This window comes from Streptomyces sp. NPDC005728 (assembly GCF_040630895.1).
Classification (GTDB): domain Bacteria; phylum Actinomycetota; class Actinomycetes; order Streptomycetales; family Streptomycetaceae; genus Streptomyces.
This window is the reverse complement of the sequence record NZ_JBEXYL010000151.1, coordinates 1-13,922: the sequence shown is the minus strand read 5'-3', so window position 1 is coordinate 13,922 and position 13,922 is coordinate 1. Positions and strand designations below refer to the sequence as shown.

Annotated in this window: 13 protein-coding genes and 1 pseudogene; 10 read left to right on the top strand and 4 right to left on the bottom strand. The window is 67.9% G+C overall.

The genetic code is table 11. The features are described from left to right. A partial coding sequence (locus ABZ471_RS44530; protein ID WP_359074871.1) for a DUF2690 domain-containing protein occupies positions 1-1,012 on the top strand: 1,012 nt, incomplete at its 5' end. Positions 1,013-1,179: 167 nt separating this feature from the next. Here ABZ471_RS44530 and ABZ471_RS44525 read toward each other — a convergent pair. Next, positions 1,180-1,416, bottom strand: a complete 237-nt coding sequence (locus tag ABZ471_RS44525; protein WP_359074870.1) for a hypothetical protein — start codon at positions 1,414-1,416, stop codon at positions 1,180-1,182. Positions 1,417-1,935: 519 nt separating this feature from the next. On the opposite strand from ABZ471_RS44525, the gene ABZ471_RS44520 reads away from it, so the two are divergent. From ABZ471_RS44520 to ABZ471_RS44505, 4 genes are all read left to right on the top strand, one after another. Next, positions 1,936-2,775: a GNAT family N-acetyltransferase gene (locus ABZ471_RS44520; protein WP_359074869.1), complete on the top strand. Its 840-nt coding sequence runs from the start codon at positions 1,936-1,938 to the stop codon at positions 2,773-2,775. A gap of 204 nt (positions 2,776-2,979) precedes the next feature. Then, entirely contained in the window at positions 2,980-3,627 is a 648-nt protein-coding gene (locus ABZ471_RS44515) for an STAS domain-containing protein (protein ID WP_359074868.1), read from the top strand. Next, positions 3,620-3,823: a DUF1918 domain-containing protein gene (locus tag ABZ471_RS44510; protein WP_359074867.1), complete on the top strand. Its 204-nt coding sequence runs from the start codon at positions 3,620-3,622 to the stop codon at positions 3,821-3,823. The genes ABZ471_RS44515 and ABZ471_RS44510 overlap by 8 nt, the downstream gene beginning before the upstream one ends. A gap of 108 nt (positions 3,824-3,931) precedes the next feature. Beyond that, positions 3,932-4,072 carry a hypothetical protein gene (locus ABZ471_RS44505; RefSeq protein ID WP_359074866.1) on the top strand — a complete coding sequence of 47 codons (141 nt, stop codon included), beginning with the start codon at positions 3,932-3,934 and terminating at the stop codon, positions 4,070-4,072. A 224-nt stretch (positions 4,073-4,296) separates the two neighbouring features. Here the strand turns inward: ABZ471_RS44505 and ABZ471_RS44500 are convergent, their stop codons facing one another. Continuing rightward, positions 4,297-4,662, bottom strand: coding sequence for a hypothetical protein (locus tag ABZ471_RS44500; protein ID WP_359074865.1), 366 nt, complete (start codon positions 4,660-4,662; stop codon positions 4,297-4,299). A 198-nt stretch (positions 4,663-4,860) separates the two neighbouring features. Here ABZ471_RS44500 and ABZ471_RS44495 point away from each other — a divergent pair, with 198 nt between their 5' ends. Both ABZ471_RS44495 and ABZ471_RS44490 read left to right on the top strand, forming a co-directional pair. Then, a complete protein-coding gene (locus ABZ471_RS44495) occupies positions 4,861-5,124 on the top strand; it encodes a hypothetical protein (RefSeq protein ID WP_359074864.1) in 264 nt (87 codons plus the stop codon). Next, a complete protein-coding gene (locus ABZ471_RS44490) occupies positions 5,121-5,498 on the top strand; it encodes a PIN domain-containing protein (protein WP_359074863.1) in 378 nt (125 codons plus the stop codon). Before ABZ471_RS44495 ends, ABZ471_RS44490 begins: the two co-directional genes overlap by 4 nt. A gap of 479 nt (positions 5,499-5,977) precedes the next feature. Here the strand turns inward: ABZ471_RS44490 and ABZ471_RS44485 are convergent, their stop codons facing one another. Further along, positions 5,978-6,148, bottom strand: a complete 171-nt coding sequence (locus ABZ471_RS44485; protein ID WP_359074862.1) for a hypothetical protein — start codon at positions 6,146-6,148, stop codon at positions 5,978-5,980. Positions 6,149-6,279: 131 nt separating this feature from the next. On the opposite strand from ABZ471_RS44485, the gene ABZ471_RS44480 reads away from it, so the two are divergent. After that, complete coding sequence (locus ABZ471_RS44480) at positions 6,280-9,459, top strand: hypothetical protein (RefSeq protein WP_359074861.1); 3,180 nt, start codon at positions 6,280-6,282, stop codon at positions 9,457-9,459. Between the two features lie 326 nt (positions 9,460-9,785). On the opposite strand, the gene ABZ471_RS44475 is transcribed toward ABZ471_RS44480, so the two are convergent. Continuing rightward, a complete protein-coding gene (locus ABZ471_RS44475) occupies positions 9,786-10,004 on the bottom strand; it encodes a hypothetical protein (protein ID WP_359074860.1) in 219 nt (72 codons plus the stop codon). Between the two features lie 121 nt (positions 10,005-10,125). Between ABZ471_RS44475 and ABZ471_RS44470 the strand changes: the two are divergent. Both ABZ471_RS44470 and ABZ471_RS44465 read left to right on the top strand, forming a co-directional pair. Beyond that, a pseudogene (locus ABZ471_RS44470) lies at positions 10,126-10,299 on the top strand (helix-turn-helix transcriptional regulator); the annotation flags it as partial. 270 nt (positions 10,300-10,569) lie between these two features. Further along, positions 10,570-12,849, top strand: a complete 2,280-nt coding sequence (locus ABZ471_RS44465) for a hypothetical protein (protein WP_359074872.1) — start codon at positions 10,570-10,572, stop codon at positions 12,847-12,849. Positions 12,850-13,922 lie beyond the last annotated feature (1,073 nt).

The following is a 13,922-nucleotide window of genomic DNA, read 5'->3' as shown; positions in this document are numbered from 1 at the left end:
CACGATGTGGGAGCTGGCCGAACGCGCCTGGAGCCGGGCCGAGATGCGGCACGACCGGACGATGGAGGCGATCCGCATCTCCCAGGCGCGGGCCGCGCTCGGGGAGTCCGGGGCGACCGAGACGGGCGGGGTGAGCGGGACCGGTGGGGGTACGACGGCCCGTAGTCGGGGCAGCGCCACCGCAACCCCGAGGATCGCCGGCCCCTTGGGTGTCGCACCGACGATCCTGCCCCAGCCGACGGCGTCCGACGCCGACTCCCGCGAGCGCACGGATCGCGGGACAGGCGGACAGGCGGCCGGTGAGGGCACAGGTTGCGGTCCGACCCCGGGGGCCAACTCCTGGAACCTGGCGGGCTACCAGGGCCCGTCGCAGCCAACCGCCCGTCCCGGCGCCGGAGCTGATGCCGGGGCGCTGCCTTCGGTCTCGCCGGACGGCCCCGGCTCTACCCCGACCACGCCCAGCCCGTACGACGGGCAGCCGCAGGCGCCACGGCCCGCCGACGGCCCATCCGGCACGGGGTCCGCGGGCAGGCAACGGCTGACGATGTTCCTCGCGGGCCTGGTCGGTGTCCTCGTCCTCTTCGCCGCCGTCGTCTTCTTCACCCACCAGGGCAGCGGAGGCAAGAACCAGAGCGCCGCCAAGTCGCCCTCCCCGACGCCCAGCACCAGCCTGCCCGCCGGGGTCAAGTGCAGCGGCTCCGCCTGCACCGGCAAGGACGCCAGGGCCATGGGCTGCAGCGGCGACCTGGTCACCACCGCCAAGACTGCCACCGTCGCCGCCACCACCCTGGAGGTCCGCTACAGCAAGACCTGCGGCACGGCCTGGGGACGGATCACCGGCGCCGCCCAGGGCGACCAGGTCCAGGTCTCCGTCGGCAAGGTCCGCCAGAGGGATGACATCACCGCCGCCGGAGACACCATCGCCTACACGCCGATGATCGCCGTCAAGGACGCGGCCGAGGCCAAGGCCTGCGCGACCCTCGCCACCGGGCAAACCGGGTGCACCAAGTAGTCGACCAGGCTGCGTGACGTACTGACCTGTGGCTCATCGCAGGATGCGGGATCTCCTCAGTGATCTGCGACGTCTGGACGGCCGACAGATCGCCTGGACGTCCTTGGCCCCAACGGACTGCTGGAAGGCTGCAGCGCTCCTGCCGCCCCTAAACGTCCGCTTCACGCTCAGCCGCAGGCAATGACGACCGTCCGGACGAAGGCGTGCACGGGATCACCCCGCAGCGCGTCGCCAAGGCGGCCGTCTTCGGTCAGCTGCTGACACGGTTGACCCAGATGCTTCACGGCCGGGCAGTGGTGGCCTATACCGCGGGTTTCGACCGGGGAGTGTTCGAACGGGAACTGCGCTGCCATCTCGGTGATCCCCGCGCGGCTCAGGAATGGCTTGGCCGCATCCGATGGCACGACGCCATGGTGCCCTACGTGGCATGGCGTGGCCTGTGGTCGGCCAAGCTCGGCACCTACCGCAATCAGCCGCTGGGCGGGCCCCACGGCGCCGTCGCCGACTGCCGCCGCCTCTTGATCTTGCTGGAAGCCGTGGCCCGGTCCGTTGCGGCCGCCCCTCGTGACTTTCCGGCCGCAACAGGCCCAGGTGCCGTAACCCCATGCTCACGTCCCTCGTTCACACCGCGAGATTCCGTACGCACGTCACGACCGACGGCCCCGCACCTCGGGATCTCGGGCTGCTGATCCACGACGTCTCCTGGGGACCCAGCTGTTGTCACACAGAGGATCCGCACCCTGATCTCCGCTCGGTGCGGGTCCTCTGCTGCGCATATCTGCCATCTCCGGAGGTCCAGCGGCTCAGGGCGTAATGTCAGCGCTTCAAAATCATCCCAGGGCCCCTTTGGGGCTCGTCTCGTGCGGCGGGCGGCGAGGTGTGCTGCACTGGCCTGTGTGGTCCGTGGGAAGGGAGTGGGCCGCATGGACGCACCGATCCGGCTATCGGACGGAACGGCCGGGCTGACCGCCCGCCTCATGGTCGGGAACGACACACCCGCGGTGCTGGAACTGATCGACGCCGACCGGCTGCCAGGCCAGAGTCCCGCCCGCGACATCCTCGCATCGACCGGCACAGGCATACGTCGTGCGGGCATTCTCATGGTGTGCGATCAGCAGGGCCGGGTCGCCGGGGCGGTGCGCTGCGGACTTCGGGCAGCGGATGGGGCCGGGCTGATTGTGTGGCTCCACGGACGGGAGGAGTTTGAGACGGTCGCCGCGCTCATCGCGTTAGCCCGGGCCCATCTCGGCAGCCGGCCACTGTATGCGTGCACCGGCCCGGCCACCGCTACCGGGATTCCCGGCCTGCCCGTCGGGCACCGCAAAGCCACCGCGCGGGCGCTGACCGCGGTCGGGTTCACCCCCACCCGTGCCCAGCAATACTTCCTGTGCGACCTCACCATAACCCCGCCACCAGTGGCTGAGTATCCGCTGGCAGAGGTCACGACGATCGCCGACCCTCCCGGCTGGCAGCTGGAACTCACCGATACCGACGGCCACCACATGGCCACCGCTATCCTGCGCGCCCCCACGCCCGACACCGCCGGTATGGCCGTCCTGTGGCAGCTGGCCGTGCGCACCGAACACCGCCGCCGCGGCATCGGCACCCGCCTGCTTAACCAGTGCCTGCACCATGCCCACACCCATGGCGTGGTCCGCCTGACCGCCGACGTCCCCGACGGCGACATTCCCGCCGCCCGGCTGCTGGCCAAGACCGGCTTCCTCCCCGTCGACACCCTCACCGTCTACCACCGACGCCCCTGACAGCGCCGACGCCAACCAGCGGCCCCGCCTGTCGGCGATCACGAAATACGTGATCGTTCACACCACCGATGTGTCCAGAGACTTCCGACCCTGGATAGGACCGCTGTTGAACGGTCGTGTGGGGGAGCAGGGCTGGGGATCCCGGTCGTATGTCGGCCCCGTGGGGGCGCGGCGCGGCCGTGCCGCGGAGAGGTGGAGCAGGACATGGAGATCACGGTGTGCGCGGGGCCGGCCCTGCGCCGGGCTGTGATCACGGTGTGCGGGGAGCTGGACATCAGCACCGCCGCGGACCTGCGCCACGCCCTCACCGCTGCCGTGGCCGTGTACGAGGAGACTGTGATTGACCTGGCCGGTGTGAACTTCTGCGACTGCGCCGGGATCGGCACTCTGGTCGCCGTCCGGAACCTGGCCCGCCGCCGCGGCCATCGGCTACGTGTGCGCCGCATCCCCGGCCACCTGCAGCGGCTGCTGCACCTCACCCACACCCGCCTGACCGACACCGGTCCGCCCCACCCCGCACCGGCCCGGCCGGGGACGCTCCCGCCCACACGGCTCCCCCCGAAGATCACCGCCGGACAGCGTAGCCCTGCGCTGCGCCCATGGGGATGTGGCGCGTTGCGCGGCCCCGGACGTCGGGGTTGCCGGACGGGGAACCGCGTTGCCGGCCCAGGCACCCGGTGGGAGTCCACACAGCCGGCACCGCTCCGCCCCCGGCGGGACGCTGGGCGGGGCTGCGGGACTCCGCTGTCGCGTGAGGGATCGGGGCGCCGGGGACACACTGGGTGGACCTTTACCGTTGCGGCCGTGGCCGGGACAGCGAAAGGGGACCGGGATGCGGGCGAACGTGGGTGACGTGCTGCGGTTCACCGGCCGCAAGGTCGGCACGCCTGAACATCGTGCGACGGTCATCGAGGTGCTCGGGCCAGGTGGTGGGCCGCCGTACCGTGTGGAGTACGACGACGGCCAGCCGACGGCGATCTTCCCCGGTCCCGGCTGCCTCGTCGAGACGGGCGAGGCTGATCTGACCACCCCGCCGCACGTTGGCTGAAGGCGGAGTGGTGGAGCGGGTGGTGTCGGTGGAGCTGACGGCGGACGGGTATGTGGTGTCCTGCCCGGGCTCGCCGGTGGTGGGGCGCGGTCCGACCGAGTCGGAGGCGTGGCGGGATTTCTGGGTCGCGGCTCGGGCGAGCTGGAAACCACCCGGGCAGACGGTGCGGCGCCTGGCGACCAGCTGCCGCAGCGGCGGGAGAAGCGGGTGCGGATCCGCACGATCCGGGTGCGGGACCTGTTCGGCTGACCGGCCTGGCCTGGCCTGGCCGTGGCACCGGCCCCCCCGGCTGCCGCAACCCTAGGGCTCGCGGGCCGCGTTGGGGTGGGGCGGGTGTGTCCGTCTCCGGTACCTTACGCGGGTGAAAGTGGCGGCAACCGGGGCGTCGCCAGGGGCATCCAGCCGGACCGGGCAGTGCCTGAAGCCTGTGCCCTGGCTGGCCGGGTGACAGCACTGCCGTTAATCAAGGCTCGCTACGGGTAAGCGAGGTGGACCTCCACGGTCACCTTCGGGTTACGAGTGAGTCCGGCGCCCGCTACGCGCCACCGGACGTCGGTAACGCGCCACTCGAGTTCCTCATCCGCATTCGGACCTACCTCTTCCTCGACGAACGTCTCGCCGACCCGTGGCACATCGGGCAGGATGCAGTCGAATGTCTTGTTGTCCCAGACCAGTTGCACCATCACAGCCCCGACAGGCTTCGCCGATTCGGCGGGGCCGATAACGGCTACGGTCCGGCCGTGTCGCGTGAGGCGAGTTGTCTGTCCTGTGGCGTGTGCGCGGTCGGCGATCTCGCCGAGCCGCGATCGAGCAGCTTCGATCCCCATGACATCATCCATATCCATACCTTAAGGACCTTAAGGTATGGGCACAAGGTGGCTGCTGCCGTCAAAGCTCGGCCAGTGCCCACCCACCTGCGGGCCAGCCGCGACGCTCAACGGGCCACCTCGAGCGCTCAGGGGCCATCGAAGCGCTCAGCCACAATCGGCCCCGTCTCTCCCCGCCCGAGTGCGTTCTACTGGCGGTAGAGTGGCTGTATGGGAGAGAAGGACACCAGTATCAAGACGACAAGAGACGTCCGCGACCGCCTGAGGATCCTGGCCAGCGAACGCGGCACCACCATGAACGACCTGCTGGCGGAGCTGGTGGCGCGCGAGCTGACCGAGGAGGAGAAGGAGCAGCGTGCGCAGCAGGCCCTGGAGGAGATCAAGCAGACGACCGGGGTGACCGTTTCTGACGGCGCGCGGAGCCGAGCCCGTGCCTTCCTGCAGAGCCTCGGACAGGAGCACCACGCCGCGTGATCCGTGTCCTGCTCGACCACACCTGTATCAAGGCACTCGCCGATGGCGACGAATTCCTCAACGGCCTGTACGTGGAGGCCAGCTACGGCTATGCCGAGATCGTGATTCCGGCCCTGTCCGCCGTGGTCGCCGAGCGCGAACGCCCCGGCGCTGGTCAACACATCCTGCAGCGCCGTTTCACCACGACCGCTGACTTCACCCTGGCCCACGGCCTGGTGGCCAGCGCGTGGCGGAAGGCGGACTGGCGGGTGCTGCATCCCGCGTCGTTGGTGATCGTTGCCCAGCAGGCCGGGGAGGACGCCACCCTCTTGTCGCTGGAACCTGACCTGTACGTGGGCACCGGGGTCAGCCCGCTGAATCCGATGGGCTCGTGACCGATGCGTTGACCCGCCGTATCCGTCGCATGCGAGCGGACCGGGAGGCTTCCAGGTGCTCTCGCGGTTTGCCTCACCGTGCGCCGCCCACGGACTGCTGGGGTCGCGGAGACGACAAATCCATGGGAAGGCACAGCCGGTGGCCACATTTGAAGTGTCCGAGCCGATAGCGCACCGCCACCAGTCCAAGTCTTCTTCAGCACCCAGCCGGCCCAGGACGAGCGGGTGCAACTTCTCCCAGACCCTGCATGGCGGTTCACGCGGTGAATCTTGATGGGTGGCTTGCCGGAACCTTCCGAAGAGGGGCGGCAACTGTCGACAGGTCCATGCGGATGTGACGATGTACAGATCGCGGTAACTACTCGGCGGACTCTGACTCGTTCGGCCCGGGCCATGGTTGAGCCTGCCGTACAGGGCCTTGTACGGCAGGCGGTGTCCAGTCTCGAGCGTGAGTGCTTGTCGTTTGGCAGCAGGGGGCTTCAGTTCGGGGTGAACCAGGTGATGACGGCCTGGAGTACAGGGCTGGCCAGTACGTCGACCATCCCTGTGACGATGCCGGTCACGATCGCTGCAAGGAAGTAGCGCTCCTTCTTTGACCTGGCGCGAGAGCAGGAGGGTTCGGGCGTGTCGTGCCTGTCTGTGTTCGTCATGGCGAAGAGCGTGCAGATCGGCTGAGCACGCTGCGACCTCCCATATCAAGAAATGGGGCAAAACTGCAGGCGAGGGCCAGTACGGTCGGTTCTCCGGAGCGGATCCGGACCGGAGAAGACCGGAGGTGGGGGTGTCGCAGGATCAGGAGCCGACGACGGCCCGGAGGCAGTTCGCTCAACGTCTCCAAGACTTGATCAGGGCATCGGGTTTGACGCGACAGCAGTTCGCGCGCCGTGCCGAGATAGTTGAGCGGCAACTGCGCAACCCTCCGAAGAGGCGGCCGGAATTCAACGAACAGCGGCTCACCGACTGGTGCGCCGGCAGGAATGTGCCCAGTGAGCGGGTAGTGATCACACTCGTTCACACAGCCGCAGGGGCACGAAAGGAGCGCAGCCTCTCCCCTCTTCATGTCACACCGGGCCTCCTGTCAGTTGATCAGTGGCTCAAGTGGCGTCAGAACGCTCGACAAGAAAGCACCAAGGAGGCGCCGACGCCGTCTCTGTCACAGGAAGCGGCGCCTGGCAGGCTGGGGGGAACCCTCGACAAAATCGACCCCGTTCGGCATCTGCAGGTGCACCCTGCCATCGAGGCCGATCACAGTGCGCCATGCCCTGATGAGCGCACGGGGCTGCCCCAGTACGTACCGCGCGCTCACGACGGCTGGCTTCGGAATGAAGTGGCTCAGGCAGACGCGGGCGTGAGCCGTTTGGTGGTGCTGGTGGGAGACTCCTCGACCGGCAAGTCCCGAGCGTTATGGGAGGCCGTCACGCGATTGCCGGCAGGGTGGCTGGTCTGGCGGCCGAGTGACCGTGCCGATCTCCTGCAGGGGCTGCGGCGCCAGCGTTCCCTGGCCCACACCGTGCTCTGGCTCAACGAACTCCAGCACTACCTTCTCCCCCACGGTCAGCCGGACCCCGGCGGACGGGCAGCCAGTGCACTGATGTCGCTACTGGCCGATCCCGACCGGGGTCCCCTACTGGCTGTGGGCACTCTGTGGCATAGGCACCACACCACTCTCACCCAGCATCCGAGCGACTCCCTGCAACGTGACCCTCACCAGCAGGCCCGCGCATTGCTCAACGGTTCCACCCTCACGGTGGCTGAATGCTTCACCACCGACGACTTGAGCACCCTGCGGGACTTCGCTACGGACGATCCTCGACTGGCTGAGGCCTTGGCCAACGGCGGCAGCCGGATCACCCAGTACCTCGCTGGAGCCCGCGAGCTGGTAGCCCGGTACGAACAGGCATCTCCCGAGGTCCGTGCCGTGCTCGACGCCGCAGCCGACGCCCGCCGCCTAGGACACGGAGAGTTGCTTCCCGAAGCCCTTCTCCGCGCGGCAGCCGGTTCCTACCTTCACCTCGACTACTGGCGGACCCAGACACCGCAATGGCGGCAGGCATGGTTCGAACGCGCCGTGCACGGCACCGCTCAGGCATGCCGTGGAATCCCGGGCCCTCTGACGCAGGAGGTGGCACCGCCAGGTCAGCCAGATTACGTCGAACCTCGCTACCGGCTGGCTGACTACCTGCAGGCTCACACCGCGCGCACCAGGCGCGGTGCGTGCCCCCCAGCCGGCTTCTGGGATGCGGCGGCAGAGCACCTTACGGAGCCAGCTGCTCTCATGTCGTTCGCAAGTGCCGCCGAGGAGCGTCAGCGACTGCAGATTGCAGACCGCCTCTATCAAGCAGCGGTAGAGCGTGGGCACACCGATGCGCTGTACGACTTGGCGCTTTTGAGGGAAGAGGTCGGCGACCGCGACGGCGCTGAGGGCTATGCCCTGCGAGCCGTCTGCCACGGCGACAGGCGAGCCGTGTCAGAAGTAGCCGAACTACGGGAGGACGCTGATGACCGGGAAGGAGTCGAACGGCTTTACGTGAAGGCCGCTCAGATCGGCGACACGTGGGCTCTGTACTGTCTGGCCAGGTGGCGACGGGAAACAGGAGACTGGGCCGGCGCTGAGGACTACGCCCAGCAGGCCGCCAGGCTCGGGGAGACCCGCCCTTTGCAGGATCTCGCAGAGATAGCGAGTGACGTAGAGAGCGCCGAGTACTACGCGCTGAAGGCCGCAGACCATGGGGACACGCTCGCCCTGAGAACACTCGCGCAAAAGCACGAGGAGACGGATCCGGAGACGGCACAGCGGTTGTATCAGCTTGCTGCGGGCTGTGCAGATGCCCAGGCTCTACGCCATCTCGCCAGGATGCGTCAGCAGGGTGGGGACACAGACGGTGCCGAGAGGCTGTATTGCGAGGCGGCCCAGCTCGGCGATACCGACGCCATGCGAGTGCTCGCTTTGAGGTACCACACGGCGGGAGATGCGCAGGCCGCGGATCAGATGTTCCGGCGGGCTGCTGATCATGGGGACATGCTAGCCCTGGGGGATCTGGCTGCACGGCGGGAGAGGGCTGGGGACAGGGAAGGCGCCGAGTGCTGCGCCCGCGAAGCCGCCAGCCAGGGCGCCACCAATGCGGTGTGGGACTTCGTGCAACAGCGGGAAATGGGCGGCGACCCAGACGGGGCCGCGACCTACGCCCTCCGCTGTGCACGTGATGGAGCCGCCACGGTTGTGTGGTACCTCATCCAGCGACGGGAATTTCTTGGCGACCGGGATGGCGCCGAACGGTTGTACCGTCAGCTCATCAGCCAGGGAGAGAGCAGCGCCATGCTGGGCTTGCTTCGACTGCGGGAATGGGCCGGCGATCGCAAGGGTGCCGAAGCTTACGCATTCCAAGCCGCTGGCCAAGGTCACCCTGAGGCAGTGCGACTTCTCTTTGAGCTGCGGCAAGCGGCGGGTGCCGAGGAGGATGCAGAGCGGCTGGCGCACGAAGCAGCCGACCGGGGCGACACCGCCCCGTTGCTGAGCAGGGCCGGCATGCGGGAAGAGACCGGGGATACAAGCGGCGCCGAGCAGCTCTACCGGATAGCTGCGGATCGAGGAGACGCCAAGGCTCTCCTGGCCCTGGCTCGGCTGCGTGAGGCGGTCGGGGACCGGAACGCAGCCGACGAACTGTACTGCCAGGCCGCGGAACGTGGCTCCAGGATGGATGTTCACCTCTTGGCTCTGGACCGTGAGAGGGACGGGGACCAGGAGGGCGCTTTGCGTCTGTACCGAATGCTCGTCGACCAGGGAGACACCTGGCCGCTGCGATGCCTGGCCCGTATCCGGGAAGCCGAGGGAGACAACGAGGGAGCCGAGCGTCTTTACCGCCGAGCAGCTGACCACGGACATCTACCCTCGGAGAGCGTGCGGCCGCGCTGGCCGTTCGGACTGGATGCGAGCGGCAACCCCGCTGAGCGATGGTGGTGAAGGTTGTTCAGCGCGGCTGAGTCTCAGGCGACAGCCTTCATGTCCCATGTCGCGTTCGGCGACACGGTGCCTGACTTGGGCAGGATCGCGCTTTGAGGTCCGCTTTGCGGGGTGATTACGGCGTAATCACCCCGCGGAGGCAGGGTCTGGAGAGCCGAAGTGATTACGGCGTAATCACTGGCGCACGTTGCCTGCCGCGGCACTGGTCCTCACGACGTGGCCGTCTTCCCTTGCTCCCTGCAAGACAAGACGGCCACGTCGTGTTTCCGGGCAATGGCACCCCCGATGCCGCGCTCACGTTGTCGGCGACTGGGCCAACAACGGGTTCACGACAGGACCTGTGCGAGGACAGAGCCAAGGGTGGCCCCGAGGGTGAGAACCATGGCGAAGACGGCGCCTGCGCGCATGAGGGCCTCTGGATAGCTGGCACCGTCGAGGCGGGCCAGTTTCCCTGCGCCAGCGGCGGCGATGAGCGCGATGAGGGCCACCACGGCGGTGGCCAGCAGTGCAAGGGCGAGACGGGTCACGGCGGACGACCTCCACATCGGTGGTGTGCTGACGTGATCGAGATTTGCGGATCCGGTGTTCGCCGGGGTGCGGCCGGACGATGATGCACATCGGTGAACACGGCAAGACCTTGGGGGACGTGTGGACGAGGCAGAACTCATGCGGTTACGAGACCGCTTGATGGACGCTGTGGCTGAATCCGGGCTGTCGAAGACACAGCTGGCCGCCCGTGCACACATGGGCCGGACCACCGTCCATGACGCTCTGCGTCACGGCAGCCCGCCGCCCTCCCCCGCCACCGTGGCCGCCCTAGCCCGCGTCCTCCGCCTTCCAGCCGCCGAACTGCTGGACCAACTCCGGCGTGCGCAGGGTGCCTCCCCCATGGACGCCGGACGCAGCGACGATGAGGCGGGCCCGGGCCGGCCCATCTCCACTTGGGACCCGCACGACTTGGAGGTGCATCCCGCTGGCACTGTCGGCTCGACCGAACCCGGTCGGGCCAGTGGTACGGCGCGGCGGGCACTGCCCGGATACGTGCCCCGAGACCATGACCGGCTCCTGGCTGAGGCCGTAGGCGACGCGGCCGGTGGACACAGTCGTCTGGTGGTCCTGGTGGGCACATCGGCCACGGGTAAAACAAGGGCGTGCTGGGAAGCTGTGCAGCCGCTCGCCAGCCGAGGCTGGCGGCTATGGCATCCCTTCGATCCGACCCGGGCAGAGGCGGCGCTGGAGGAACTGCAACACGTACGACCCAAAACCGTGGTGTGGCTGAACGAGGCCCAGCACTACCTAGGAGACCCTCGGACGGGCGAGCGCATCGCAGCCCAAATCCACCATCTGCTCACCCGCTCAGATCGAATCCCCGTTCTTGTGCTGGGCACCCTCTGGCCCGAATACGCTCACCAGTACTCCGGCCTGGCGCAACCCGGCAGGGCAGACCGGCACAGCCGGACGCGGGAACTGCTGGCCGGCCGCACCATCACCGTCCCTGACACCTTCGGCCCGCAGGCTCTGGACGACGCGGCTGCCCTCGCAACACGTGGCGACCGGCTCCTGGCCGACGCCCTGACTCGCGCCCGGCGAAACGGCCGCCTGGCTCAGGAACTCGCCGGAGTACCCGAACTCCTCGTGCGCTACCAGACCGGAAGCCCCGGAGCACGGGCGGTGCTGGAGGCGGCGATGGACGCCAGGCGTCTGGGAGTCGGCCTGAACCTTCCGCAGGCCTTCCTCACCGATGCCGCCACTGACTACCTGACGGACCACGATTACAGCAATCTCGCCGAGGACTGGGCTGAGCAGACCTACGCGGAACTCGCCCATCCTGTCCACGGCAAGCAAGCACCCCTGAGCCGCACCAACCGGCGTCCCACACGGCGCCTCCCTGGTCAGACGGCAGTGCAAACGGAGGTTGTGCAGGCCGTAGGGCCGGCCTTCCGTCTCGCCGACTACCTCGAACAACACGGTCGCGAGACCCGACGCTTGATGTGCCCGCCCGCGTCTTTCTGGCACGCCTCCTACACTCATCTCACCCACTCCCCCGATTTGGACGAACTCGCGCGAGCGGCGCAAGCCAGGCACCGCCTTCAGTGGGCTCACCACCTTCGCCAAAAAGCCGCCGACGCCGGCGATCTGAATACCTTGTTCCACCTGGCAGGGAGTCGCGAGCAGGCCGGGGACCTGGACGGCGCTGAGGCTGCCTACCGCCAGGCCGCCGATGCCGGAGGATTCAGCGCCCTATTGAATCTTGCGCAGATGAAGGTGAAGGCAGGCGATTGCAAAGGCGCTGACGCTGCCTTTCAGCAGGCCGCCGACGCCGGCCTACTCGGCGCCCTGACAAGCGCAGGCCTGACATGGAGGGAGGCCGGACACTTCGAACGCGCAGAGGCAGCCTTCCGCAAAGCCGCCGACATGGGTGACACGGGCGCCCTGCTCTACCTGGCCGGAACCCGGGAGAAGGCCGGAGACTTGGTGGGCGCTGAGGCTGTCTACCGGGAGGCCGCCGACGCCGGCGAACCCTACGCGCTGCCCAGCCTGGCGTGGATGCGGGCAGAGGCTGGGGACATGGAAGGCGCTGAGGCTCTGTACCGGGAAGCCGCCGACACAGACGAACCAGGCCTCCTCATCGAACTCGGCCTGCTTCGCGAGAAGGCCGAGGACTTGGTGGGCGCTGAGGCTCTCTACCGGCAGGCCGCCGAAGCAGACGTCACCCAGGCGCTCTTCAGTCTGGCACGCCTACGGCAAAGGACCGGGGACTTGGAGGGCGCCGAGGTTGCCTTGCGGCAGGCAGCCGACGCAGGTGAAACTGACGCCCTGTACAAGCTGGCGCAGATGTGGCAGGCGGCCGGGAACCTGGAGCGCGCACAGGCTGCCTATCGGCAGGCTTCGGACAACGGCGTAACCCACGCCTTGATCAGCCTCGCGCAGGTACTGGAGAAATCCGGGGACCTGGGAGGCGCTGAGGTTGCCTTCCGGCAGGCCGCTGATGCCGGAGAATCCCAGGCCTTGCTGGCTCTCGCCTCGATGCTGCAGGAAGCCGGTGACTTGGAGGGCGCTGAGGTTGCCTTCCGGCAGGCCGCCGACGCCGGTGAGAGGCTCTCCGCCTTGATCGGCCTGGCGAAGCTTCGTGAGAAGGCCGAGGACTTGGTGGGCGCTGAGGCCCTCTACCGGCATGCCGTCGGCATCGATGCGACCCATGCATTGCGCTATATCGGGCTGATGTGGCAGCGGGCTGGTGACCAGGAGCGAGCCGATGCTGCCTTCCGGCAGGCGGCCGACGCCGGCAGCCTCATCACCTTTGATAGGGCTGCAGCAGAACTGTTCTCTCCAAGAGATAAGTGGCCCTACGGGCTCGATCCGGACGGCAGTCCCACGGCACCTTGGTAGCGCAGCCGTTGGTGGCCTTGATGGCTTCAGCCACTGAAGAGGTTTTGTGTGTCGGCCACACTGGCTGGCCTCTCGCTCATGCCACCGCGAGCTTGGACGTCCTCAACGACGTGGGGATGCCGCTGGTCAGTACCCAGGCGTGGGCATCAGCAGGGCAATACAAGCCCCGATGCCTTGCCTTGTCCTCGCCCGCCCGTGTTGGAGAGGGCCAGCGTGATCACCCTGAAGGCCACTGACCGGAGCGCGGTGTAGCTGAACCATGACCTGTCCATCCCGCTAGATCCGACCAAACGGCCGAGCAGCAGGAAGCAGCTTTGGAAGAGCTCAAGGCGGAGCGTGCCCGGAAGGAGAGAGAAGGGGCACGTACAGCCACGGCCCAGCGAGAACAGGCGGCTAGTGGACTCGAGGACAGCACGACGGCAAGCCCCGTCGGTGATTACGGCGTAATCACCGACGTACCGGCTGGCGGTGCGCATGGTGGGGACACATCTGCCGACGGTCCTGTTGGTAATGACGGCGGCGTCACCAAAAGCTCCAGCACCCCCCGGCCACGGAGGGCTCAGCAGGAGTCATGACATCAGAGGCGATCCCCGAACCGCGCGGGCACTCATCCACTTCGGCAGCGACCGAAACCGCCCGGGAGGAGCCGCGACTCCGGAAGGTGCCGTACGACGAGCCTGGCCCCCTCGCGATGCTCCTGGACACAGATTGAATCAGACGACACCTTCTTCACCCTGCTCAAGTTCCTGAACACCAAGGCACTGGAAAGGGACCCAGCCCGGCTCGGGGAGCTGGCGCGCTCCCTCGCTGAGCAAGCTGGTGCTCGGGTCGACTGAAGCCGCCTGCGCAGGCCTTCAACTCACGGCGCAGGTCGAGACTGAGCAGGCCCGGACCAGGCGAACCGCGCACGGTCACGATTCGTGCGAGCGGAAGCCGCTGTCCTACGACCCGCCGTCCGACGCGGTGCGGACGCTCTAGTACTGCAACGGTCCTTGTCGTGACTGCTGGCCAGCTCGGTCGTTGGTGTGGTTATGGGTGGGGACCTTGCTGGTGTCAGGTTGTGGGCCGGGGAA

Bases quoted from the DNA above. Each gene is read 5' to 3' on its own strand.
- ABZ471_RS44520 (WP_359074869.1), top strand. From the start codon at position 1,936: ATGGACGCACCGATCCGGCTATCGGACGGAACGGCCGGGCTGACCGCC.
- ABZ471_RS44515 (WP_359074868.1), top strand. From the start codon at position 2,980: ATGGAGATCACGGTGTGCGCGGGGCCGGCCCTGCGCCGGGCTGTGATC.
- ABZ471_RS44500 (WP_359074865.1), bottom strand. From the start codon at position 4,662: ATGGATGATGTCATGGGGATCGAAGCTGCTCGATCGCGGCTCGGCGAG.
- ABZ471_RS44495 (WP_359074864.1), top strand. From the start codon at position 4,861: ATGGGAGAGAAGGACACCAGTATCAAGACGACAAGAGACGTCCGCGAC.
- ABZ471_RS44485 (WP_359074862.1), bottom strand. From the start codon at position 6,148: ATGACGAACACAGACAGGCACGACACGCCCGAACCCTCCTGCTCTCGC.
- ABZ471_RS44475 (WP_359074860.1), bottom strand. From the start codon at position 10,004: ATGTGGAGGTCGTCCGCCGTGACCCGTCTCGCCCTTGCACTGCTGGCC.